Annotated in this window: 20 protein-coding genes and 1 pseudogene; 16 read left to right on the top strand and 5 right to left on the bottom strand. The window is 65.7% G+C overall.

The genetic code is table 11. The features are described 5' to 3' along the window. Positions 1 to 4 precede the first annotated feature (4 nt). From WS64_RS02995 to WS64_RS02985, 3 genes are all read right to left on the bottom strand, one after another. On the bottom strand, positions 5 to 862 hold the full coding sequence (locus WS64_RS02995) for a carbohydrate ABC transporter permease (protein ID WP_011544828.1): 858 nt from the start codon (positions 860 to 862) through the stop codon (positions 5 to 7). After that, entirely contained in the window at positions 852 to 1,790 is a 939-nt protein-coding gene (locus WS64_RS02990) for a carbohydrate ABC transporter permease (RefSeq protein WP_059499909.1), read from the bottom strand. Before WS64_RS02990 ends, WS64_RS02995 begins: the two co-directional genes overlap by 11 nt. A 138-nt stretch (positions 1,791 to 1,928) precedes the next feature. Then, positions 1,929 to 3,176: an ABC transporter substrate-binding protein gene (locus WS64_RS02985; protein WP_059574129.1), complete on the bottom strand. Its 1,248-nt coding sequence runs from the start codon at positions 3,174 to 3,176 to the stop codon at positions 1,929 to 1,931. A 430-nt stretch (positions 3,177 to 3,606) separates the two neighbouring features. On the opposite strand from WS64_RS02985, the gene zwf reads away from it, so the two are divergent. The 6 genes and pseudogenes from zwf (at position 3,607) to WS64_RS02960 (ending at position 10,227) form a co-directional block, all read left to right on the top strand. Further along, positions 3,607 to 5,076 (top strand): glucose-6-phosphate dehydrogenase, encoded by a 1,470-nt coding sequence (gene zwf / locus WS64_RS02980; RefSeq protein WP_060313028.1) that lies wholly within the window; start codon positions 3,607 to 3,609, stop codon positions 5,074 to 5,076. Positions 5,077 to 5,164: 88 nt separating this feature from the next. Next, the gene (pgl, locus tag WS64_RS02975; protein WP_060965687.1) at positions 5,165 to 5,845 is read left to right on the top strand and encodes a 6-phosphogluconolactonase; all 681 of its coding nucleotides are present in this window, start codon (positions 5,165 to 5,167) and stop codon (positions 5,843 to 5,845) included. Further along, positions 5,823 to 7,751, top strand: a complete 1,929-nt coding sequence (locus WS64_RS02970; RefSeq protein ID WP_060313024.1) for a bifunctional transcriptional regulator/glucokinase — start codon at positions 5,823 to 5,825, stop codon at positions 7,749 to 7,751. Before pgl ends, WS64_RS02970 begins: the two co-directional genes overlap by 23 nt. Positions 7,752 to 9,202: 1,451 nt before the next feature. After that, positions 9,203 to 9,337: pseudogene (locus WS64_RS35565) on the top strand (STM2901 family protein); the annotation flags it as partial. Further along, positions 9,337 to 9,693, top strand: coding sequence for a DUF1493 family protein (locus WS64_RS02965; protein WP_060313018.1), 357 nt, complete (start codon positions 9,337 to 9,339; stop codon positions 9,691 to 9,693). The pseudogene WS64_RS35565 and the gene WS64_RS02965, both read left to right, overlap by 1 nt. 102 nt (positions 9,694 to 9,795) lie before the next feature. Next, on the top strand, positions 9,796 to 10,227 hold the full coding sequence (locus tag WS64_RS02960) for a type VI secretion system amidase immunity protein Tai4 (RefSeq protein ID WP_059638881.1): 432 nt from the start codon (positions 9,796 to 9,798) through the stop codon (positions 10,225 to 10,227). A gap of 133 nt (positions 10,228 to 10,360) precedes the next feature. Here the strand turns inward: WS64_RS02960 and WS64_RS02955 are convergent, their stop codons facing one another. Continuing rightward, positions 10,361 to 11,578 carry a Bcr/CflA family multidrug efflux MFS transporter gene (locus WS64_RS02955; RefSeq protein WP_059574136.1) on the bottom strand — a complete coding sequence of 406 codons (1,218 nt, stop codon included), beginning with the start codon at positions 11,576 to 11,578 and terminating at the stop codon, positions 10,361 to 10,363. A gap of 245 nt (positions 11,579 to 11,823) precedes the next feature. Between WS64_RS02955 and WS64_RS02950 the strand changes: the two genes are divergently transcribed. The 9 genes from WS64_RS02950 to WS64_RS02910 all read left to right on the top strand — a co-directional run bounded on the left by WS64_RS02950 (position 11,824) and on the right by WS64_RS02910 (position 19,950). Beyond that, positions 11,824 to 12,276, top strand: a complete 453-nt coding sequence (locus tag WS64_RS02950; RefSeq protein ID WP_034182952.1) for a hypothetical protein — start codon at positions 11,824 to 11,826, stop codon at positions 12,274 to 12,276. 177 nt (positions 12,277 to 12,453) lie between these two features. Further along, positions 12,454 to 13,737: a glutamate-1-semialdehyde 2,1-aminomutase gene (gene hemL, locus WS64_RS02945; RefSeq protein ID WP_060313002.1), complete on the top strand. Its 1,284-nt coding sequence runs from the start codon at positions 12,454 to 12,456 to the stop codon at positions 13,735 to 13,737. 15 nt (positions 13,738 to 13,752) lie between these two features. Next, positions 13,753 to 14,874, top strand: a complete 1,122-nt coding sequence (gene ribD, locus WS64_RS02940) for a bifunctional diaminohydroxyphosphoribosylaminopyrimidine deaminase/5-amino-6-(5-phosphoribosylamino)uracil reductase RibD (protein ID WP_059638878.1) — start codon at positions 13,753 to 13,755, stop codon at positions 14,872 to 14,874. A gap of 14 nt (positions 14,875 to 14,888) precedes the next feature. Further along, positions 14,889 to 15,518, top strand: coding sequence for a riboflavin synthase (locus WS64_RS02935; RefSeq protein WP_060965686.1), 630 nt, complete (start codon positions 14,889 to 14,891; stop codon positions 15,516 to 15,518). A 317-nt stretch (positions 15,519 to 15,835) separates the two neighbouring features. Then, positions 15,836 to 16,354, top strand: coding sequence for a DUF1993 domain-containing protein (locus tag WS64_RS02930; RefSeq protein WP_059574140.1), 519 nt, complete (start codon positions 15,836 to 15,838; stop codon positions 16,352 to 16,354). 185 nt (positions 16,355 to 16,539) lie between these two features. Continuing rightward, complete coding sequence (gene ribBA / locus WS64_RS02925; protein ID WP_059574141.1) at positions 16,540 to 17,682, top strand: bifunctional 3,4-dihydroxy-2-butanone-4-phosphate synthase/GTP cyclohydrolase II; 1,143 nt, start codon at positions 16,540 to 16,542, stop codon at positions 17,680 to 17,682. Between the two features lie 53 nt (positions 17,683 to 17,735). Continuing rightward, complete coding sequence (gene ribH, locus WS64_RS02920) at positions 17,736 to 18,251, top strand: 6,7-dimethyl-8-ribityllumazine synthase (RefSeq protein WP_034206641.1); 516 nt, start codon at positions 17,736 to 17,738, stop codon at positions 18,249 to 18,251. Beyond that, a complete protein-coding gene (nusB, locus tag WS64_RS02915; RefSeq protein ID WP_059638876.1) occupies positions 18,248 to 18,685 on the top strand; it encodes a transcription antitermination factor NusB in 438 nt (145 codons plus the stop codon). Before ribH ends, nusB begins: the two co-directional genes overlap by 4 nt. 68 nt (positions 18,686 to 18,753) lie before the next feature. Further along, positions 18,754 to 19,950 carry a pyridoxal phosphate-dependent aminotransferase gene (locus WS64_RS02910; protein ID WP_060965685.1) on the top strand — a complete coding sequence of 399 codons (1,197 nt, stop codon included), beginning with the start codon at positions 18,754 to 18,756 and terminating at the stop codon, positions 19,948 to 19,950. A gap of 147 nt (positions 19,951 to 20,097) precedes the next feature. On the opposite strand, the gene WS64_RS02905 is transcribed toward WS64_RS02910, so the two are convergent. Next, positions 20,098 to 21,225, bottom strand: a complete 1,128-nt coding sequence (locus WS64_RS02905; RefSeq protein ID WP_060965684.1) for a transglycosylase SLT domain-containing protein — start codon at positions 21,223 to 21,225, stop codon at positions 20,098 to 20,100. 599 nt (positions 21,226 to 21,824) lie between these two features. Here WS64_RS02905 and WS64_RS02900 point away from each other — a divergent pair. Continuing rightward, the gene (locus tag WS64_RS02900) at positions 21,825 to 23,381 is read left to right on the top strand and encodes a UbiD family decarboxylase (protein WP_060965683.1); all 1,557 of its coding nucleotides are present in this window, start codon (positions 21,825 to 21,827) and stop codon (positions 23,379 to 23,381) included. Positions 23,382 to 23,435: the final 54 nt, after the last annotated feature.

Raw genomic sequence — 23,435 nt, 5'->3', positions numbered from 1 at the left:
GCGCTTACCCCTTCACCGCGCCTGCCGTCAGCCCGCGCACGAAGTAGCGGCCGGCGACGATGTAGACGAGCAGCGTCGGCAGCGCGGCGATGATCGCGCCGGCCATGTCGACGTTGTATTCCTTCACGCCCGTCGACGTGTTGACGAGGTTGTTCAGCGCGACCGTGATCGGCATCGAATCGACGCCGGAGAACACGATCCCGAACAGGAAGTCGTTCCAGATCTGCGTGAATTGCCAAATCAGGCACACCATGAAGATCGGCAGCGACACCGGCAGCAGGATCTTCGTGAAGATCGTGAAGAAGCCGGCGCCGTCGATGCGCGCGGCCTTCACGAGTTCGGCCGGCACGCTCACGTAGAAGTTGCGGAAGAACATCGTCGTGAACGCGATCCCGTACACGACGTGCACGAACACGAGGCCCGGAATCGTGTTCGCGAGGCCGAGCATTCCCTGCAGGCGCGCCATCGGCAGCAGGATCACCTGGAACGGAATGAAGCAGCCGACCAGCATCATCGTGAACAACGCGTCCGCACCGCGAAAGCGCCAGTGGGTGAGCACGTAGCCGTTGAACGCGCCGATCAGCGACGAGATCAGCACGGCCGGGATCACCATCTGCAGCGAGTTCAGGAAGAACGGCTTCATCCCGTCGCAGCGCACGCCGGTACACGCCCCGCTCCATGCCTTCACCCACGGGTCGACGGTCCACGTGGTGGGCGGCGTCAGCAGGTTGCCGGTACGCAGCTGGTCGAGGTCCTTGAACGACGTCGACAGCATCACGTAGATCGGAAACAGGAAATACAGCGCGAACAGGATCAGTGCCGCATAGATCACCGCCCGGCTGATCGTCATCTTAGGCTGCATTGCGGGTGCTCCTCGATTCCATATACATCAGCGGCACCAGCACCGCGACCACGGTCGCGAGCATCATCACCGAGGACGCCGCGCCGAGCCCGAGCTGGCCGCGGTTGAACGAAAACGTGTACATGAACATGGCCGGCAGCGACGACGACGTGCCCGGGCCGCCCGCCGTCAGCGCGACGACGAGGTCGAAGGTCTTGATCGTGATGTGGCAGAGGATCAGCAGCACCGAGAAGAACACCGGGCGCATGCTCGGGATCACGATCTTGCGGTAGATGGTCGGCAGCGTCGCGCCGTCGACCTGCGCGGCCTTGAAGATCTCGCCGTCGACGCCGCGCAGCCCCGCGAGGAACAGCGCCATCACGAAGCCGGTCGACTGCCACACGGCCGCGATCACCACGCAGAAGATCGCCTTGTCCGGATCGTCGAGCCAGCCGAACGAGAAGCTCGTCCAGCCCCAGTCGTGCATCACCTTCTCGAGGCCGAGGCCGGGGTTCAGGATCCACTGCCACGCGGTGCCCGTGACGATGAACGACAGCGCCATCGGGTACAGGAAGATCGCGCGCAGCGCACCTTCGTTGCGGATCCGCTGGTCGAGCAGGATCGCGAGGAACAGCCCGAGCGCGACGCAGATCGCGATGAACGGGATCCCGAACCAGCCGAGGTTCGCGGCGGAGGTCCACCACACGTCGTTCTGGAACAGGTCCGTGTAACGGCCGAAACCGTCGAATTCGTAGTTGGGCAACAGCCGCGAGTTGGTCAGCGACAGATAGCCGGTAATCAGGATGAAGCCGTAGATGAACACGACGGCGATCGCGACGCTCGGCGCGAGCACGAGCTTCGGGATCCAGCGATCGGCGAAGGCCGACATCGGCGACGTACGCCGTGCGGCGGCAGCGCCGGATCCGTTTCCGCTAAGAGGGGCAGCCACTTGATTCGACTCCTGGAACGAGGGCGACGCAGGCCTGGCCGGCGCCGGGTACGGCACGGGCTCGCGGGCGAGCCCGTTTGCTGCACATGCAAAAACGCCCGGCCGATGAAGCGTGTCCGGCCGGGCGCCTGGCGCGCGTTACTTGACCTTCGCGGCCTTCGCGAGCGCGGCGACCGCGCTCTTCGAATCCTGCTGCGAGTTCATGAACTTCGTCACGACGTCCGTGATCGCGCCGGCGGTCGCGTCGCCTTGCGCCATGCCGTGCGCGAGCGACGGCACGAAACCACCCGACTTGATCGCGGTCTGCTCGTCGGCATACGACTTCTTCGCGCAGTCGTCGAACTTGTCCATCTTCACGCCGAGACGCACCGGCACCGAGCCCTTCAGCAGGCTGAACTGCTCCTGGAAGTCCGGCGTCATGATCGTCTTCGCGAGCGCGAGCTGGCCCGGCGTCGCGTTCTTCTCGCCCTTCTGCTGGAAGAACACGAACGAATCGACGTTGAACGTGTACGCGTTCGCCGTGCCCGGCACCGGTGCGCAGATGTAGTCCTTGCCCGACTTCTTGCCCGCGTTCTCGAACTCGCCCTTCGCCCAGTCGCCCATGAACTGCATGCCGGCCTTGCCGTTGATGACCATCGCGGTCGCGAGGTTCCAGTCGCGGCCGTTACGGCCGGTATCGAAGTAGCCCTGGATCTTGCGCACCGTGTCGAATACCGACACCATCTGCGGCGACGTCAGCGTCGCCTGGTCGAGGTCGACCAGCGCCTTCTTGTAGAACGCCGGGCCCTGCGACAGCACGACGTCCTCCCACAGCGTCAGGTCCTGCCACGGCTGGCCGCCCATCGCGATCGGCTGGATGCCCGCGGCCTTCAGCTTGTCGGCCACCGCGAAGAATTCAGGCCAGGTGGTCGGCACCTTCGCGCCGACCTTGTCGAGCGCGGCCTTGTTGATGTACAGCCAGTTGACGCGGTGCACCGAGAACGGCGCGGCGACGGTATGGCCCTTGTACTTGATGATCTTGTCGATTTCCGGCGGCAGGTTCTGCTTCCAGTCGCCGGCAGCCGAATCGATGTTGACGAGCACGCCTTGATCGGCCCAGTCCTGGATCAGCGGGCCCTTGATCTGCGCGGCCGACGGAGAATCGCCGCTGATCACCTTCGTCTTCAGCGCGGTCATCGCCGCGGCGCCGGCGCCGCCCGCGACCGCGAAGTCCTTCCACACGTAGCCCTGCTTCTGCAGGTCGTCCTTCAGCACGCCGACGGCCTTCGACTCGCCGCCCGAGGTCCACCAGTGCAGCACGGTTACGTTCTCGGCTGCCTGCGCCGCCACGGCGCCAGCCATCAGGCCTGCGGCGCAGAGCGCGCCCATGATCGAGCGAACTTTCATTACTTATCTCCTCCAGACTGAATCAACTCGTGAGGTTCCCTGACCGGGAACCGGCTTCTTGATAACGACGGGGAAATCGAGCCGCGGGACGCATGCAGCGTACGGGGCCGATGACCGGCCGGGCTCTTACAGAAAGCGTGAATCGAGATTCAACGGCGTGTCTCCTCTTTGTGTTTCTGGCCCGCCGCGATGATGCGACGCGAGCCCGGGGCCGACGGCGCGCCGACGATGCGCACCGCCAATGTCCGATAACATTCGGCACAAGGCGCTCCCGAAGGCGAAGCTCGCGCAGTTCATCGACCGCACTTCTTTTTTTCTTCACCCAGGTGCTACCCCTTGCGGCGGATTGTAGTTAAACTACAATTCAGTGTCAAAAATATTTTTATCGCACTACGGATCGCTTCCGGGCACCCCAACACGGCGGAGACACATGCATACCGATTCCAGCTTTACCTTCGTACTTTTCGGCGGCACCGGCGATTTGTCGATGCGCAAGATCCTGCCCGCGCTGTTCGAAGCGCACCGCGCGAACATGCTGGCGGCGAGCGGCCGGATCGTCGCCGTGGCGCGACACGAATCGGATCGGGCAGCCTATCTCGAATGGGTCGACACGCACGTGAAGCCGCATGCGGCGAAGGCGGCCGGCAACGCGTTCGACGACGCCGCGTGGAAGTCCTTCCTCGATCGCATCGACTACGTGCACCTCGACCTCGGCCGCGCGGAAGACTACGGCGTGCTGCGCGACGCGGTGGCGTCGCTGCCCGGCATCCGCGTGTTCTATCTCGCGACGGGCCCGTCGCTGTTCGTGCCGATCTGCAAGGCGCTCGCGTCGGTCGGCCTGAACGAAGGCGCGCGCATCGTGCTCGAGAAGCCGCTCGGCTACGACCTGAAATCGTCGAACGCGATCAACGACGCGGTCGGCGAGATCTTCGCGGAAGGCCAGATCTACCGGATCGACCACTACCTAGGCAAGGAGCCGGTACAGAACCTGCTCGCGCTGCGCTTCGGCAATGCGCTGTTCGAGCCGCTGTGGCGCCGCGAATGGGTCGAGAGCATCCAGATCACGATCGCCGAGGAGCTCGGCGTCGAGGCGCGCGGCGACTTCTACGACAATACGGGCGCGCTGCGCGACATGGTGCAGAACCACTTGCTGCAGTTGCTGTCGATCGTCGCGATGGAGCCGCCGCACTCGATGGATTCCGACTCGGTACGCGACGAGAAGCTGCGCGTGCTGCGCGCGCTGAAGCCGATCGATCCGCGCGACATCGGCAAGGTTGCCGTGCGCGGCCAGTATCATGCGGGCGTGATCAAGGGCGCGCAGGTGCCGGCCTACGCGACCGAGCCGGGCGTGAAGCCCGACAGCCAGACCGAGACCTTCGTCGCGCTGAAGGTCGAGATCGAGAACTGGCGCTGGGCCGGCGTGCCGTTCTTCCTGCGCACCGGCAAGCGGCTGGCCGACCGCGTCGCGGAGATCGTCGTCAACTTCCGCCCGGTGCCGCATTCGGCGCTCGGGCCGACCGCGCTGCGCCCCGGTTCGAACCGCCTCGTGATCCGGCTGCAGCCGAACGAGACGATCCGCCTGTACTGCCTCGCGAAGCAGCCGGGCGAAGGGATGAACCTCGCGAGCGTGCACCTCGACCTCGCGTTCGACCAGTTCTTCAAGGAAGGGCAGATGGAGGCGTACCAGCGCCTGCTGCTCGACGTGATCAACGGCCGGCTCGCGCTGTTCGTGCGTCGCGACGAACAGGAAGCGGCATGGCAGTGGGTCGAGCCGATCCTGAACGAATGGGCGCGCACGCTGAAGCCGCCGAAGCCGTACGCGGCGGGCACGTGGGGGCCGGCCGCGTCGAGCGCGATGCTCGCGCAGCACGATACCTGCTGGCTCGAAGAAGAAAACTGATGCAAACCGTTGCCGCGTACGCCACCGTACGCGACAACGTGCCCCACGATTCGTACGATTTGAACAGACAAAGCAGTCCGGAGGAGATGTGATCGAGATCCACGCTTTCGACACCCAGGAAGCGCAAAGCGAAGCGCTCGCGCGCGCCGTCGGCGATGCGCTGCGCGCGGCGCTCGCCGGCCCCGCGCGCCCGTTGCTCGCGGTGTCCGGCGGCACCAGCCCGCGCCCGTTCCTGCACACGCTGTCGCATGCGGCGCTCGACTGGGCCGGCGTCGACGTCACGCTGGTCGACGACCGCTGGGTGCCGGACGACGACGCGGCCAGCAACGCGCAACTCGTGCGCGACACGCTGCTGCAGCACGCGGCGGCCCCTGCCCGCTTCCTGCCGCTCGTCGACACGCGCGGCACGCTCGACGCGCACGTCGCCGCGCTGAACGCAAACGCCGACTACCGCGTGCCGAGCGTCGCGGTGCTCGGCATGGGCGAGGACGGCCACACCGCGTCGATCTTCGCCGACGCACCCGAATGGGACCACGCGATCACGACGCCGGAACGCTTCGTCGCCGTGCATCCGGGCGCGGCGCCGCATGCACGCGTGAGCTATTCGCTCGATGCGCTCAAGCGCGTCGATCGGCTGTTCCTGCTGATCGCGGGCGAGCGCAAACGCGACGTGCTCGACGCCGCGGCCGCGTCGCTGCAGAAGAACGCGATTTCCCAACTGGCCAACGACAAGGGGACCCAGCTCGATGTCTACTGGTGTGCAAAGTAAGGCGGTCGTCGCGGGTCAGCATGCCGACGGCCCGCGCCTGCTCGCGGACGTCGGCGGCACCAACGCGCGCTTCGCGCTGGAAACCGGCCCCGGCGAGATCACGCAGATCCGCGTGTATCCCGGCGCCGACTATCCGACGATCACCGATGCGATCCGCAAATACCTGAAGGACGTGAAGATCAGCCGCGTGAACCACGCGGCGATCGCGATCGCGAACCCGGTCGACGGCGACCAGGTCACGATGACGAACCACGACTGGAGCTTCTCGATCGAGGCGACGCGCCGCGCGCTCGGCTTCGACACGCTGCTGGTCGTCAACGATTTCACCGCGCTCGCGATGGCGCTGCCGGGCCTGACCGATGCGCAACGCGTGCAGGTGGGCGGCGGCACGCGGCGCCAGAACAGCGTGATCGGCCTGCTCGGGCCCGGCACCGGGCTCGGCGTGTCGGGGCTGATCCCGGCGGACGACCGCTGGATCGCGCTCGGCAGCGAGGGCGGCCACGCGTCGTTCGCGCCGCAGGACGAGCGCGAGGATCTGGTGCTGCAGTACGCGCGCAAGAAGTTTCCGCACGTGTCGTTCGAGCGTGTGTGCGCGGGCCCCGGCATGGAGATCATCTATCGCGCACTCGCCGCGCGCGACAAGAAGCGCGTCGCGGCATCCGTCGACACGGTCGAGATCGTCGAGCGCGCGCATGCGGGCGATGCGCTCGCGCTCGAGACGGTCGAATGTTTCTGCGGGATTCTCGGCGCGTTCGCGGGCAGCGTCGCGCTCACGCTCGGCGCGCTCGGCGGCGTGTACATCGGCGGCGGCGTCGCGCTGAAGCTGGGCGAACTGTTCACGCGCTCGTCGTTCCGCGCGCGCTTCGAGGCGAAGGGCCGCTTCACGCACTACCTCGAGAACATCCCGACGTACCTGATCACCGCCGAATATCCGGCGTTCCTCGGTGTGTCGGCGATTCTCGCGGAACAGTTGTCGAACCGTTCCGGCGGCGCGTCGTCGGCGGTGTTCGAGCGAATCCGCCAGATGCGCGACGCGCTGACGCCGGCCGAGCGCCGCGTGGCCGATCTCGCGCTGAACCATCCGCGCTCGATCATCAACGACCCGATCGTCGACATCGCGCGCAAGGCCGACGTGAGCCAGCCGACCGTGATCCGCTTCTGCCGCTCGCTCGGCTGCCAGGGGCTGTCGGATTTCAAGCTGAAGCTCGCGACCGGCCTCACCGGCACGATCCCGATGAGCCACAGCCAGGTGCACCTCGGCGATACGGCCACCGACTTCGGCGCGAAGGTGCTCGACAACACGGTGTCCGCGATCCTGCAACTGCGCGAGCACCTGAATTTCGAGCACGTCGAGAACGCGATCGAGATCCTGAACGGCGCGCGGCGCATCGAGTTCTACGGGCTCGGCAACTCGAACATCGTCGCGCAGGACGCGCACTACAAATTCTTCCGCTTCGGGATTCCGACGATCGCGTACGGCGACCTGTACATGCAGGCCGCATCGGCCGCGCTGCTTGGCAAGGGCGACGTGATCGTCGCGGTGTCGAAGTCGGGACGCGCGCCCGAGTTGCTGCGCGTGCTCGACGTCGCGATGCAGGCCGGCGCGAAGGTGATCGCGATCACGTCGAGCAACACGCCGCTCGCGAAGCGCGCGACCGTCGCGCTCGAGACCGACCACATCGAGATGCGCGAGTCGCAACTGTCGATGATCTCGCGGATCCTGCATCTGCTGATGATCGACATCCTCGCGGTGGGCGTCGCGATCCGTCGCGCGTCGACCAACGGCGAGTTGCCGGAGGCGGTCGCGCAGGCGCGGGCGCGCGCCACCGACGACGAAACGGCCGACGTGCTCGACTGGTTGAGTCATGGGGCTTCGCCGGCGGCGAAGGATGTCGCGCGGGATTGACGCAGCGGTAAAAAAAACGCCTCGGTGAACGACACCCCGAACGCTGGATTCAGGCCCGGCGTTCGGGGTGTTTTGCATTGGGGAGCCGCTTGGCGTTGGCGTGCCGCAGTGGACGAGTCGACGAATTAACACTGTGCAACAAGGCCACGTCTTTGCAATTCGAGCTGCATCGCCAATGGTGACAAGGGATACAGCGCCATGGCGATATTGCGCCAATTGGCCAGGGAGACTGAAGGGCTCGAAATTCGGATATCCTCGAAGCCACATGGAATGATTCCTTTACCGCAACTGGCTCAAACACGACAATCTCCAAACCAAAAAATATGTCACTTAATTTTGAAATAATTTCTGCAACAAAAGAAATAAATCGATCAACCAACAGCAATTTCACACCCAATACATCGCAACTGTCACTCGAACTCAACAGATTCCCCACCAACACGAGCGGGATTATTGCAGTCCCTTCCAAAAACAAGCTCGACTATGAATTACTATATTCTTCAACACCCCTCGACCCGGGAAAGTCAACTGAATCCGTCGGAGCAGATCTATGAAAATGCGCGAAAGTGTATTACGGTCTAACCGGAACAACGCTGCTAGTCGCAGCGGGAGGAATCCCAATCAAAAAATCAATACTTGGACACCCAGTAATAGGAAATTCAAGTAAGTACACGAATATCGTCAGCGACATTGGAGTTAGATTTTTCCCGAGGTTATTATTGCCGCACGGCCCGATTGCAAATTTCGCCAAGAAAGCGTTCGGCACGGTTCGTGTATTTGGAGTACTTGGACGAGCCTCCGGAGCGGGTGCCATTGCCATGGCTGTGATTGATGCAGCCCTCATAGGAAAGTGCGCGTATGATGCAAGACATGGAAACCAAATCTCAAACACGCCCCTCGAAACAAGAAATAATTGAAACGGTGATTGAAATTTTCGTCAGGGAAGTTGCATTCATTGACCGAAGCGAAGTGTCAAAAAACACGAACGTCCTTGACGATTTTAAGATATATCACGATGACATCTCCTTATTCTTGTTAGCAGTGTTTCGACACTTCAACATGCCAACAATAAACAACCCAGACTGCCCACCTACAATAGAAGGAATTTCGAATTTTATATTCGACTACCTTTCTTCCGATAAAAATCGCGAAGAGCGGCCCGGCCAAAAGGGAATCTGGCGGAGACTTTTGAGTTGGATGCAAGCACATTAAGGAACCTGCTCTGGAAAGTTGCCTATCGGCACATCGAACGTCATCTGGAAACCCCGGTTCAATCCCGCGGGAAGGAAACATGTCGACCGGGAATAAATGCGGTATTTGGGTTACCGGTCATGGATCTCTCGTCAACAAGCTACCGTACTCGATGTTTGCGCGCTCATGCTATTGGCTAACCCGAGTCGGGCAGACAACGGCCCATCTTCACTGCAAACACTCGGCCGCACCTACGCGCAGACATTGGGGTTTTCGTTGGGCGCGCAGTTCCTGTCGTTGGTTGGGTCATTGCTGCCAAGGATGTCACGATGATCAGCATTCGTTCCGTGTCGCGCTATAACGCGCTTGTTAAGCCTGAGGACAAGGTGTTCTGATGAGCCAGTTTACGTGGAACGAGTTTGAGGATTTTGTGAGAAGGGAGACCGGTGTTAGTCCCCAAAAAATTCTCACAAAAGATCATGCCGTCGAGGGCGATTTGGATATCACTGGCGACGATGCGGTTGAGTTTATGGAGCGCTTCTTCGATAAATTTCCAGTACAAGTTGGAGATTTTGAGTTCAATCGCTACTTCTCAGGAGAGGGCTTTAGCTTGATTGAAGTGGCGCGGATGGCTTTCTCCAGAAAACGCCGAGAAAAATATGACAAAGTACCACTGACTCTAGGCATGCTCTATCAGGCTATTTTGGATGGAGAGTGGAGCAATCAGCGCTTGGAAAGCCTACCGCGCTGATTGCTCCTAGCCACATAGCCGGTTCATCTTTTAGGCGATGTGTTGGATCTGTGCATACCTCTGGAGTCTGCCATCAGACAAAATCCACTGCTCCGGTGTGTGATGTTCTGGGCCCTGATGTTCGCGGCACAACCCAGCCACGCCACGGATACGTCGTCGTCGCCACAAGCCGGCGCCCGAACCTACGCGCAGAACTACAAGGACATGGTGCTCGCCGAATGCGTCGCGACCGCTTATCGGAATGAACCGTCCGCTGCGATGGACGCGGGAAGCAGCGCCAGTGCACTAATGGATTGGACCGACTTCGATCTGGAACGGAACCCCGACACGGGCAAATCGCTGGTCAATCGTTTTCTTGCACGCGACTATCGCAATCCGGTCGTCGAGTCCGAAATCAAGGGCGTGAGGTTTGATTTTTTGAAATGCCTGGATCTGTATCACAGCCAGGAACTCGAGACCGAAGTCAGGCGATTCGTGATCAACCCGAAGCGCAGCTATCGACTCGACAATCGCTCGTCAGACCGGTCCAAGTGATGCGGACGCGGAAATAACCCAATGCTTGCCCCGCATCGCTGGCCGGGTTACATCGGCATGGTGTTCGCTCAGGTTGTCGCTTGGGCGAACAGCGTCGACATACTCGCGCCCTCCGTCAGTTCCGTCACGCCGCTCAGGCACCCGCCTTCACCGGCCGTCCGTGCCAGCGCAGCACGAGATAGCGCCCGACGAAACACAACACGCCGGTAACGCCGATCGTCACGCCCATCGCGAACGGCGTGCCGTCCGCGAGCGCGCCGATCGCGACGCTCGCGAGCGCACCGAGCGCCAGCTGCATCGCGCCGAACACGGCAGCCGACGCGCCCGCGTTGTGCGGATAGCGGTGCATCAGGTCGGTCGTGCAGTTCGCGGACAGGATCCCGACCACGCCGACGACGAAGAACAGGCACACGACGATCGACCACAGCCCCCCCAACCCCGTCAGCGCGACGAACGCGACCGCGAGCGACGCGATGCAGCTCACGAGCGACGCGGCCGAGATGATGCGCAGCGAGCCGATGCGGCCGACGAGCCGCGTGTTCGCGAAGTTGCCGATCATGATCCCGACGACGTTCAGGCCGAACAGCAGCCCGTAGTGCTGCGGCGACACGTGGAAATATTCGATGTACACGAACGGCGTCGCGGTGATGTACGAGAACATCGACGCGAACGCCATCCCGCCGCACAGCATGTGCCCCCATGCGACAGGGTCGGACAGGATGCGCCCGTACGACGCGAACGACGCGAGCACGGCCGCGCTCTTGCGCCGCTCCTTCGGCCAGGTTTCGGGCACGCGCAGATACGCGGTCGTCGCGCAGATCGCGCCGAACACGGCCAGCACGACGAACACACCGCGCCAACCGGAGAAACGCAGGATCTGGCCGCCGATCAGCGGCGCGAGCAGCGGCCCGACCGCGGTGACGATCGCGACCATCGACAGCACCTTCGCCGCATCGCTCGGCTCGTGCGCGTCGCGCGCGATCGCACGCGCGAGCACCGACGCGGCGCCGGCGCCGAGCGCCTGCAGGAAACGCACGACGATCAGCATGTCGATCGAACCCGACACGAAGCAGCCGATGCTCGCGAGCGTGAACAGCGCAATGCCGCCGAGCAACACGGGGCGGCGGCCCCACGTATCGGACAGCGGGCCATACAGCAGCATGCCGATCGAGAAGCCGGCCATGAAGCTCGTCAGCGTGCGCTGCGCGGCGCCGGCGCTGACGGAGAAGCTGTCGGCGATCGACGGCAGGCTCGGCAGGTACATGTCGGTGGCGATCGGCCCGCAGGCCGCGAGCGCGCCGAGCAACAGGATCAGCCGGGCATCGGGCCGGCGCCGGACGACGTGAGACATGGGTATCCGGAATGGGAGCCCGCGCGCATCGGGGCGCGCGTGGCGGTGAAGACGGGAAACCGCGCCGCAAGCGACGCGTTCAGGCTCATGATTGTACGCGCAACTTTTTTGCGTGCCTTGGGCCGCGTGCGGCGGCACGCCGCGAAACGCCCATGTTCGTCATGCGCGGAACGAACGCGCGGGCGGATTCGATTAAGCTTGCTGCTTGCCACTCTCGTCTGACCATTCGACGTACGACCCACCCGATGACCGCTTTCCTGCTGATCTGGAGCCCCAAGAAATGGCCGTGGCCCGAGCTGCCCGACGTCGCCGCGCGCGTGAAGGCCGGCGAGGCCGTGCATGACGTGTGGGGCTGCGGCTTCGCGCGCGGCATCCTGCCGGGCGACCGCGTGTTCCTGCACCGCGTCGCGAAGGAACCGAAGGGCGTGTTCGGCTCCGGCTACGTGACGCGCGCGCCGTACGAGGTGCCCGATCCGTCGACGAAGCGCGGCTACCGGCTGTGCATCGACTTCGTGTACGACTGGCTGGTCGATGCGCATCAGGACGTCGTGATCGCCCGCGACGCGCTGCGCGTCCATCCGTATTCGGTCCAGACCTGGGATGCGCAGAGCTCCGGCACGTCGATCAAGCCGATGGTCGAAGGCCCGCTCGAAAAGCGCTGGGCCGAATTGACCGGCAAGCGCAAGCCGCCGCGATAAGCGGAAACCGGGTCGCATCACGCGCGCCTTTCCGGCCGGCCGATGCCGCGCGCCGAAAGGCCGCGGACCGGCCGGCGGGCTTGCCGCGCGCGTCTCCGGTACAATCGGACGATCGTTCCGCCCAGGCGCCGCGGCCCGTGCACCGGCCCCCGCGCCCTTCTCTCGCAGGTTTCGCTCATGTCCAACAATCAGCTTCTCTTCGAACGCGCCCAGAAGACCATTCCGGGCGGCGTCAACTCGCCGGTGCGCGCGTTCCGGTCGGTCGGCGGCACGCCGCGCTTCGTCGCGCGCGCGCAAGGCCCGTATTTCTGGGATGCCGACGGCAAGCAGTACATCGACTACATCGGCTCGTGGGGCCCGATGATCGTCGGCCACGTCCATCCGGAAGTGCTGTCGGCCGTGCAGAACGTACTCGCCGACGGCTTCTCGTTCGGCGCGCCGACCGAAGCGGAAATCGAGATCGCCGAGGAAATCTGCAAGCTTGTGCCGTCGATCGAGCAGGTGCGGATGGTGTCGAGCGGCACCGAGGCCACGATGAGCGCGCTGCGTCTCGCGCGCGGCTTCACGGGCCGCAGCCGCATCGTCAAGTTCGAGGGCTGCTACCACGGCCACGCGGACAGCCTGCTGGTCAAGGCCGGCTCGGGCCTGCTGACGTTCGGCAACCCGACCTCGGCTGGCGTGCCCGCCGACATCGCGAAGCACACGACCGTCCTCGAATACAACAACGTCGCCGCGCTCGAGGAAGCGTTCGGCGCATTCGGCGACGAGATCGCCGCGGTGATCGTCGAGCCGGTCGCCGGCAACATGAATCTCGTGCGCGGCACGCCAGAATTCCTGGGCGCGCTGCGCGCGCTGTGCACGAAGCACGGCGCCGTGCTGATCTTCGACGAGGTGATGTGCGGGTTCCGCGTCGCGCTCGGCGGCGCGCAGGCGTACTACGGCATCGCGGCCGACCTCACCTGCCTCGGCAAGGTGATCGGCGGCGGGATGCCGGCCGCCGCGTTCGGCGGCCGCCGCGACATCATGGCCCACCTCGCGCCGCTCGGCGGCGTCTACCAGGCCGGCACGCTGTCGGGCAACCCGATCGCGGTCGCCGCGGGCCTGAAGACGCTGCAACTGATCCAGGCGCCGGGCTTCTACGACGCGCTCACCGCGCAGACGAAGCGGCTCGCCGACGGCCTCGCGGCGCAAGCGCGCGCGGCCGGCGTGCCGTTCGCGGCCGACTCGATCGGCGCGATGTTCGGCCTGTACTTCGCCGAGCGCGTGCCGGGCAGCTTCGCGGAAGTCACGCAGAGCGACATCGCGCGCTTCAACCGCTTCTTCCACCTGATGCTCGACGAGGGCGTGTATTTCGCGCCGTCCGCATACGAAGCCGGCTTCGTGTCGAGCACGCACGACGACGCGGTGATCGACGCGACGCTCGCGGCCGCGCGCCGCGCGTTCGCGGCACTCGCCGCCTGACCCGGGGCCGCGCGCATGTTCTCGGATACCGATTTCGCCCACATGCAGCGCGCGCTCGCGCTCGCCGCGCACGGCATGTACACGACCGCGCCGAATCCGCGCGTCGGCTGCGTGATCGTCAAGGACGGCGACGTGATCGGCGAAGGCTTCACGCAGCCGGCCGGCCAGGATCACGCGGAAGTGCAGGCGCTGAAGGACGCGCGCTCGCGCGGCTACGACGTCGCGGGCTCGACCGTCTACGTGACGCTCGAACCGTGCAGCCATTTCGGCCGCACGCCGCCGTGCGCGAACGCGCTGATCGACGCGCGCGTCGCGAAAGTCGTCGCCGCGATGGAAGACCCGAACCCGCAGGTGTCGGGGCGCGGCCTCGGGATGCTGCGCGACGCGGGTATCGACGTGCGCTGCGGGCTGCTCGCGCACGAGGCCGGCGAGCTGAACATCGGCTTCGTGTCGCGGATGACGCGCGGCCGCCCGTGGGTGCGGATGAAGACCGCCGCGTCGCTCGACGGCCGCACCGCGCTGCCGTCCGGCGAAAGCCAGTGGATCACCGGCGAGGCCGCGCGCCTCGACGGGCACGCGTGGCGCGCACGCGCGTGCGCGATCCTCACCGGCATCGGCACGGTGCGCGAGGACAATCCGTTGCTGACCGTGCGCGGCATCGACACGCCGCGTCAGCCGCAACGCATCCTGGTGGACAGCCGCCTCGACCTGCCGCTCGACGCGCGGCTGCTCGAAGGCGCGCCGCTACTGATTTTCTGCGGCCGGCTCGACGCCGCCGGCGAAGTCCGAGCGAACGTGCTGAGGTCGCGCGGCGCGGAAATCGTGCCGCTCGCGAATGCGCACGGCAAGGTCGACCTGCCCGCGATGCTGGCCGCGCTCGGCGCGCGCGGCGTGAACGAACTGCACGTGGAGGCCGGCCACAAGCTGAACGGTTCGCTGCTGCGCGAGCGGTGCGTCGACGAATTGCTGGTCTATCTGGCGCCGAGCCTGCTGGGCGCCGACGCGGCCGGCATGTTCGATCTCGCCGCGCCGGCCAGCCTCGATGCGCGCACCCGGCTGTCGTTCCACGGGCTCGAGCGGATCGGCGACGACTTGCGGATCCTCGCGCGGCTCACGCCGCCCGACGCCTCTCACTGAACGGGATCGTCACGGTGTTTACCGGAATTGTCGCGGCCGTCGGCCGCATCGAATCGATCGCCGCGCTCGGCACGTCGGCCGAAGCCGGCGTGCGCCTGACCGTGCAGGCCGGCGGCCTCGACCTGGCGGATGTCGCGCTCGGCGACAGCATCGCGATCCAGGGTGCGTGCATGACGGTGATCGAGAACACCGACACCACGTTCGACGTCGACGTGTCGCGCGAAAGCCTGAACCGGACGGTCGGTCTCGCGCAGCCCGGCGAAGTGAACCTGGAGAAGGCGCTGCGCGCGCACGACCGCCTCGGCGGGCATATCGTGTCGGGCCATGTAGACGGCCTCGGCGCCGTCACGCGCTTCGCGCCGGTCGGCGAGTCGCACGAATTGCGAATCGTCGCGCCGCGCGAGCTCGGCCGCTATCTCGCGTACAAGGGCTCGATCACGGTGAACGGCGTGAGCCTGACCGTCAATACGGTCGACGATCGCGCGGACGGCTGCGAATTCTCGATCAACCTGATTCCGCATACGGTCGAAGTCACGACGCTGCGTCACGTGAAGGCCGGCGACAAGGTCAACCTCGAAGTCGACATGATCGCGCGGTACGTGGAGCGGATGCTGTCGGCGTCGCAGGGCGTCCAGCAGGACTGATCGGGCAGTTCGGTCCCATATATGTAACGACGGCTGACGGTTCGGCCCGGCATTGTCCGGGCGTCGCCGCAGCCCCGTCGCTCCACCGAGCGTTGCTCCCGCCCTACTTCGTGCTGGGCCGCCCCGTCGGCCATCCCAAGCGACAGCATCGCGATCGCGTTTGCTCGTTGACCATCCGGCCAGCCGATACCTGGCCGAACGGCCAACGACGCGCACGGGTCATGCCGCCGCGCTAAGATGCGTCGACAGCGGTTCCCATGCCGCCACGTACGACGCGCCGCGTAGCGGCCGCCATTCTTCCCATTGGAGTCGTCCCCATGTCCATCTCGATGTACCAGGCTTCGCTGCCCGTCTTGATCCGCGGTCTCACCAACCTGCAGCACATCCTCGGCAAGGCGCAGGCGCATGCGGCCGAGAAGCAGATCGATCCGTCGGTGTTCATCGGCGCACGCCTTTATCCGGACATGCTGCCGCTCGTCCGCCAGGTCTACATCGCGACCGACACGGCCAAGGGCTGCGCCGCGCGGCTCGCCGGCGCCGAGATCCCGAGCTACCCGGATGTCGAGCAAACCTTCGACGAACTGCATGCGCGCATCCAGAAGACGATCGACTATCTGAAAAGCTTCGACGCCGCGCAGATCGACGGCAGCGAGGCGCGCCAGATCGTGCTGAAGATGCGCGTCGGCCCGATCGAGTTCACCGGCCAGTCGTACCTGCTGAACTTCGTGCTGCCGAATTTCTTCTTCCACGTGACGACCGCGTACGACATCCTGCGCCACAGCGGCGTCGAACTCGGCAAGCTGGACTACCTCGGCGGCCGCAACGACCACGCGTGACGCGCGGCCGGGCCCGGAGCGCCCCATGGCCGCCCGCCCAGCGCGGCAGGGGCAGTCCGGGCAGGCCTGCTTCACGGGCCGGCCGCACCGCTTTCCGGCAGGCTCGCCGGCCCCGCGCCGCCCGCGCCAGCCGAAACGCCGTCCGGCTGGCGTAAAATACGCACTTTCCTCTTTCTCGCCCCCTTATGACGCTCGCCTCCACGCTCGACATCATCGCCGAGCTGAAAGCCGGCCGGATGGTGATCCTGGTCGACGAAGAAGACCGCGAAAACGAGGGCGACCTCGTGATCGCCGCCGAATTCGTCACGCCGGAAGCGATCAACTTCATGGCCAAGTACGGCCGCGGCCTGATTTGTCTGACGTTGACGCAGGAACGCTGCAAGCAGTTGCACCTGCCGCTGATGACCTACCGCAACGGCACGCAGTACGGCACCGCGTTCACGGTCAGCATCGAAGCGGCCGAAGGCGTGACGACCGGCATCTCGGCCGCCGACCGCGCGCACACGATCGCCACGGCGGTCGCGCACGACGTGCGCCCCGAGCACATCGTGCAGCCGGGCCACGTGTTCCCGATCATGGCGCAACCGGGCGGCGTGCTCGTGCGCGCGGGCCACACCGAAGCCGGCTGCGACTTCACGGCGCTCGCGGGCCTCACGCCGGCCGCGGTGATCTGCGAGGTGATCAAGGACGACGGCACGATGGCGCGCCTGCCCGACCTGATCGAATTCGCGAAGGAACACAACCTGAAGATCGGCACGATCGCCGACCTGATCCAGTACCGCAGCCGCACCGAGTCGATCATCGAGCGGATCGCCGAGCGCACGATGCAGACCGCGCACGGCACGTTCCGCGCGGTGCTGTACCGCGACCAGCCGAGCGGCTCGCCGCACATCGCGCTCGTGCGCGGCACGCCGTCGCCCGACGTCGACACGCCGGCGCGCGTGCACGAGCCGCTGTCGGTGCTCGATCTGCTCGAGACGGGCGTGTCGACCCACTCGTGGACGCTCGACGCGGCGATGCGCGAGATCGCCGCACGCGACCTCGGCGTGATCGTGCTGCTCAACTGCGGCGACACGAAGGAACACCTGATCGACGTCTTCAAGGCGTTCGACGAGGAAGAAAAGGCCGCTGCGCTCAAGCGCCGGCCGGTCGATTTCAAGACGTTCGGCATCGGCGCGCAGATCCTGCGCGATGTCGGCGTCGGCAAGATGCAGGTGCTGTCGAATCCGCGCAAGCTGGGCAGCATGTCCGGCTACGGCCTCGAAGTCACGGGCTTCATCCCGATGCCCGGCGGCGAAGCCACGTCCTGCCCGGCGTCCCACGCGTAACCCGCCACGGCGCTTTCGCCCTACAACCGTTCATCCACACCACGGACCAGATCATGGAAATCGGACAATACCAACCGAATCTCGAAGGCGACGGCCTGCGTATCGGCATCGTGCAATCGCGCTTCAACGAACCCGTGTGCAACGGCCTCGCCGACGCGTGCGTCGAAGAACTGGAGCGCCTCGGCGTCACCGGTGAAGACGTGCTGCTCGTGTCGGTTCCCGGCGCGCTGGAAATCCCGCTCGCGCTGCAGAAGCTCGCCGAAAGCGGCCAGTTCGACGCGCTGATCGCGCTCGGCGCGGTGATCCGCGGCGAGACCTACCACTTCGAACTCGTGTCGAACGAAAGCGGCGCGGGCATCACCCGCATCGGTCTCGATTTCAACCTGCCGATCGCGAACGCGGTCCTGACGACCGAAACCGACGAGCAGGCCGTCGCGCGCATGACCGAAAAGGGTCGTGACGCCGCACGCGTCGCCGTCGAGATGGCCAACCTGACGATGGCCCTCGACCAGCTCGGCGACGACGAGGACGAAGAGGAAGACGAAGACGACGAAGAGGAGCGCGCATGAAGAAGAGCGCCCGCCGACAATCGCGCGAGCTGGCGACGCAGGGCCTGTACCAGTGGCTGCTGTCGAACGCGCCCTCCGGCGAGATCGACGCGCAACTGCGCGGCGCGCTCGGTTACGACAAGGCTGACAAGGAACTGCTCGAAGCGATCCTGCACGGCGTGATCCGCGAGCATGCGACGCTCGTCGACGCGCTGGCGCCGTCGCTTGACCGTCCGATCGATCAGCTGTCGCCGGTCGAACGCGCGGTGCTGCTGATCGCGACGTTCGAGCTCACGCACCACGTCGAAACGCCGTACCGCGTGATCATCAACGAAGCCGTCGAACTCGCGAAGACGTTCGGCGGCTCCGACGGCTACAAGTACGTGAACGGCGTGCTCGACAAGCTGGCCGCGAAGCTGCGCCCCGCCGAAACGCAGGCGCGTCGCAACGGCTGATACCGTTGGTTGGTCCACGGGCGCGCAAGCGCCCGTTTTTCATTCTTTTCTCCCCGCCCTGCCCGCCGATGAATACCACCGCCGATTCGCTCGTCACGCTCGCCGCACGCGTCGACGCGATCCAGCCCTTCTACGTGATGGAACTGATGAAGGAGGCACAGCGGCTCGAGTCCTTGGGGCGCGATGTTATCCACATGGGCATCGGCGAACCGGATTTCACCGCGCCGGAGCCGGTTGTCGAGGCCGCCGCGGCTGCGCTGCGCCGCGGCGTCACGCAGTACACGAGCGCGCTCGGCATTACGCCGCTGCGCGAGGCGATCGCCGCGCACTATGCACGTGCATACGGCCTCACGATTGGCCCGGAGCGGATCGTCGTGACGGCCGGCGCATCGGCCGCGCTGCTGCTCGCGTGCCTCGCGCTGGTCGGTCGCGACGACGAAGTGCTGATGCCCGACCCGTCATACCCGTGCAACCGGCACTTCGTCGCGGCGGCCGAAGGTCGCCCGGTGCTCGTGCCGAGCGGCCCGGACGCACGCTTCCAGCTCACCGAACACGACGTTCGCACGCACTGGAACGCGCGCACGCGCGGCGTGCTGCTTGCGTCGCCGTCGAACCCGACCGGCACGTCGCTCGAACCGGACGAACTCAAGCGAATCGTCGAAGCGGTACGCGCACGCGGCGGCTTCACGATCGTCGACGAGATCTACCAGGGGCTCAGCTACGACGCCGCGCCCGTGTCGGCGCTGTCGTTCGGCGACGACGTGATCACCGTGAACAGCTTCTCGAAGTATTTCAGCATGACGGGCTGGCGGCTCGGGTGGCTCGTCGTGCCGCCCGCGCTCGTCGGCACGTTCGAGAAGCTGTCGCAGAACCTGTTCATCTGCCCGTCCGCACTGGCGCAGCATGCGGCGCTCGCCTGCTTCGAACCCGCGACGCTCGACATCTACGAAACACGCCGGCTCGAATTCAAGCGCCGCCGCGATTTCATCGCACCGGCGCTCGAGCGGCTCGGCTTCACGGTGCCGGTGATGCCGGACGGCGCGTTCTACGTGTATGCGCATTGCGGCGGCGTCGCGCACCCGGCGGCCGGCGACAGCGCCGCGCTCACGCAGGCGATGCTGCACGATGCGGGCGTGGTGCTGGTGCCGGGCATGGACTTCGGTGTCCATGCGCCGCGCGACTATATCCGCCTGTCCTATGCGACGGCCTACTCGCGGCTCGAAGAGGCCGTCGACCGGCTCGCGACGCTGTTCGGTCGACACTGACGCCGCGGCCGGCGCAGCGGCCGCTTCACCGTACCGCAAAGCGAAAAGGCGCCCGAATGAACTGCACCCCAAAAGTTGGACACTCGTCCAACCTTTGGGGTGTTTTTCATGTCCTGCCGGCCGCAGCCGCACGGCGGGCGTGACACGTTACGCGCCGAGCTCCGAATGATCGCCGCGCGACTGCTTCGCGGTATCGACGCTCGCGTCGTCCTGCGAAGCCGCTTCCTTCGGCGCCGCCTTGACCGACGTCGTGCCGTCGAGCGTCGCATGTACGCGCTTCGCGCCGCCTGCCGCGGCCGTCACGGCAGCAGCGGTAACGATCGGCTTCGCGGGCTGCGCAGGCGCCTGCGGCGCATTGATCGGCACGTTGCGGCCACGCGCGACGTCGCGCAGGCGGGCGCGCTCGGCCATCACCTTCGAGCCGTAGCCATTGTCGTCGGGGTTCGTCGAGCCGTTGTACAGACGCAGGCCGTTCGCGAGCGAGCCGCCGCGCGCGATGCAGTCCTTCAGCACCAGCGCGCCGACCTGCAGGTTCGCGAGCGGCTGCAGCGCGGTGTCGGTACCGCCGAAGTACTCGAATTTGTCGGAGTGGACCTTCGACATGACCTGCATCAGGCCCTTCGCGCCGACGCCGCTTTCGGCGTACGGGTTGAAGCCGGATTCGATCGCCATCACGGACAGCAGCAGCAGCGGATCGAGGCCGACGTCTCGGCCGGTCTGGAACGCCGCCTTGACGAGCTGACCGAGCGGCTCCTGCGCGACGCGGTAACGGCGGGACAGGTAGGTGGCGACGAGCGCCTGTTCGCGGTTCGACGCGAGCGCGCGATCGTCGCGCGCATCGGCCGCCACCCGCTGAATCGGAATCAGCTTGGCCAGCGCGACCGGCGACGGGCCATTGCGGGCCGGATCGGACGCATCGCCCTGGGCGCCCTGCGCGGCAGCTTCCGGTGCGACATCGAGGCCGACCGCAAGCGTATCCGTTTCGGGATTGTCTTCCTGCTGCGGCTGCGCACCGGCAGGCGCGAAGTTCGGCAGCGGATGGCCGGACAGCAGACGGGCCGGGCCGGCCTGCACGGCCGCGGATACGACCGGCATCAGCTTCGCGGCGAGCGTGCCGCGGACGGTTGGCAGCAGCCACAGTGCAAGCGCAACCGCGACGGCGAAACAGCCGACAACGCTGAATAGATGGTGACTGACACGCGTCCCGCGACGCAGCAAGTTGCGCACGATCTGCGCATGCTGCTCAGTGGGACGCCACGATAACCAAGCGTTCATTCAGATCATCTCCCATGAACATGACTCGTGCGGCTCGCTCAGCTCGAAGGCGAGACAGAAAACGCGCCGCGGAATCACGACGCCGCACGCCTTGGTTGGGACGCGCAAGCATCGGGGAAACGGTATAAGTACCGTTCGAGGCCACGGTGTAAGAAGGCCGGCGCCTTCGCACACAACGGGCGAGACGGGCATACGCGGTGGCACCCACGCAAAAAACCAGCGTCTGGTGGCGCTGGCTGGGACTACGACAAAGGCCGTCGAAGACGCCGTGCAGGATTCGGCGGACGGTGACGCGCTGCGTCAAAGATCGGTGATTGGCGGCTCGAAGCCTTTTACCCTGCAACCAATGTGAGCGGATTCTAGCAGGGTTTTATAGATCGTCAACACTATAAAAACTCAAAATGATAACAAAAAGTAATTTAAAACCGCTCTTCAGAACGCAAGCCCCGTGCCGTAGGGGGTTTGCGCGCGGTCGACTTTTTTCCGCGCCGGGCGTCCGGGCGGCTGCCCGGGTAAAATCGTCGGTCGATTCGGGGTCGCAGCCGGCCGCCGCGCCCTCTCATCGCCGCCCGTCCCCGCGGGTGGCCCGGACCTTCTTCATGAAATACAAAGACTTACGCGATTTCATTCAGCGCCTCGAGGCGCTCGGCGAACTGCGGCGCGTCACGCAGCCCGTGTCGCCCGTGCTCGAAATGACCGAGCTGTGCGACCGCGTGCTGCGCGCCGGCGGCCCGGCGCTGCTGTTCAACGCGCCGCCCGGCAATGCATTCCCGGTGCTCGGCAACCTGTTCGGCACGCCGCGCCGCGTCGCGCTCGGGATGGGCGTCGATGCGGGCGACGATGCCGCGCTCGCTTCGTTGCGCGATCTCGGGCGCCTGCTGTCCGCGCTGAAGGAACCCGATCCGCCGAAGAGCCTGAAGGACGCCGGCAAGCTGCTGTCGCTCGCGAAGGCGGTGTGGGACATGGCGCCGAAGTCGGTGTCGTCGCCGCCGTGCCAGGAGATCGTCTGGGAAGGCGCCGACGTCGACCTGAACAAGCTGCCGATCCAGACCTGCTGGCCTGGCGATGCGGGGCCGCTCGTCACGTGGGGCCTGACGGTGACGCGCGGGCCGAACAAGGCGCGCCAGAACCTCGGCATCTACCGCCAGCAGCTGATCGGCCGCAACAAGCTGATCATGCGCTGGCTCGCGCATCGCGGCGGCGCGCTCGACTTCCGCGAGTTCGCGCTGCGCAACCCCGGCAAGCCGTATCCGGTCGCGGTCGTGCTCGGCGCCGACCCGGCCACGACGCTCGGCGCGGTGACGCCCGTGCCCGATTCGCTGTCCGAGTATCAGTTCGCCGGCCTGCTGCGCGGCAGCCGCACGGAGCTCGCGAAGTGCCTGACGCCGGGCGTCGACACGCTGCAGGTGCCGGCGCGCGCGGAGATCGTGCTCGAAGGCTTCATTCATCCGCAGGAAGGCGCCCCCGCCCCCGCTCCGGCCGGCGCACCGCCGCGGCCGGCCGGCAATGCGGCGGCCGCGTACGAGCACGCGCTCGAAGGGCCGTACGGCGACCACACCGGCTATTACAACGAGCAGGAGTGGTTTCCGGTGTTCACCGTCGAGCGCATCACGATGCGCCGCGACGCGATCTACCATTCGACCTACACGGGCAAGCCGCCCGACGAGCCCGCCGTGCTCGGCGTCGCGCTCAACGAGGTGTTCGTGCCGCTGCTGCAGAAGCAGTTCACGGAAATCACCGACTTCTACCTGCCCCCCGAAGGCTGCAGCTACCGGATGGCCATCGTCCAGATAAAGAAGAGCTACGCGGGCCACGCGAAACGCGTGATGTTCGGCGTATGGAGCTTCCTGCGGCAGTTCATGTATACGAAGTTCATCGTGGTCGTCGACGAGGACGTGAACATCCGCGACTGGAAGGAGGTGATCTGGGCGATCACGACGCGCGTCGACCCCGTACGCGACACGGTGATGGTGGACAGCACGCCGATCGACTATCTGGACTTCGCGTCGCCGGTGGCCGGACTCGGCTCGAAGATGGGGCTCGACGCGACCAACAAGTGGCCCGGCGAAACCAGCCGCGAATGGGGCCGCCCGATCGAGATGGATGCGGCCGTGAAGGCCCGCGTCGACCGGCTGTGGCAGGAGATCGGCCTCTGACGCCACGCGGCCGGCGCCCGCCGGCCCGCGCATCGCAATCGTCGCACGCACCCA

Origin of the sequence: Burkholderia anthina (assembly GCF_001547525.1) — a bacterium.
Classification (GTDB): domain Bacteria; phylum Pseudomonadota; class Gammaproteobacteria; order Burkholderiales; family Burkholderiaceae; genus Burkholderia; species Burkholderia semiarida.
Note: the sequence above shows the minus strand (reverse complement) of the source record. Positions and strands in the feature narration are given on the sequence as shown.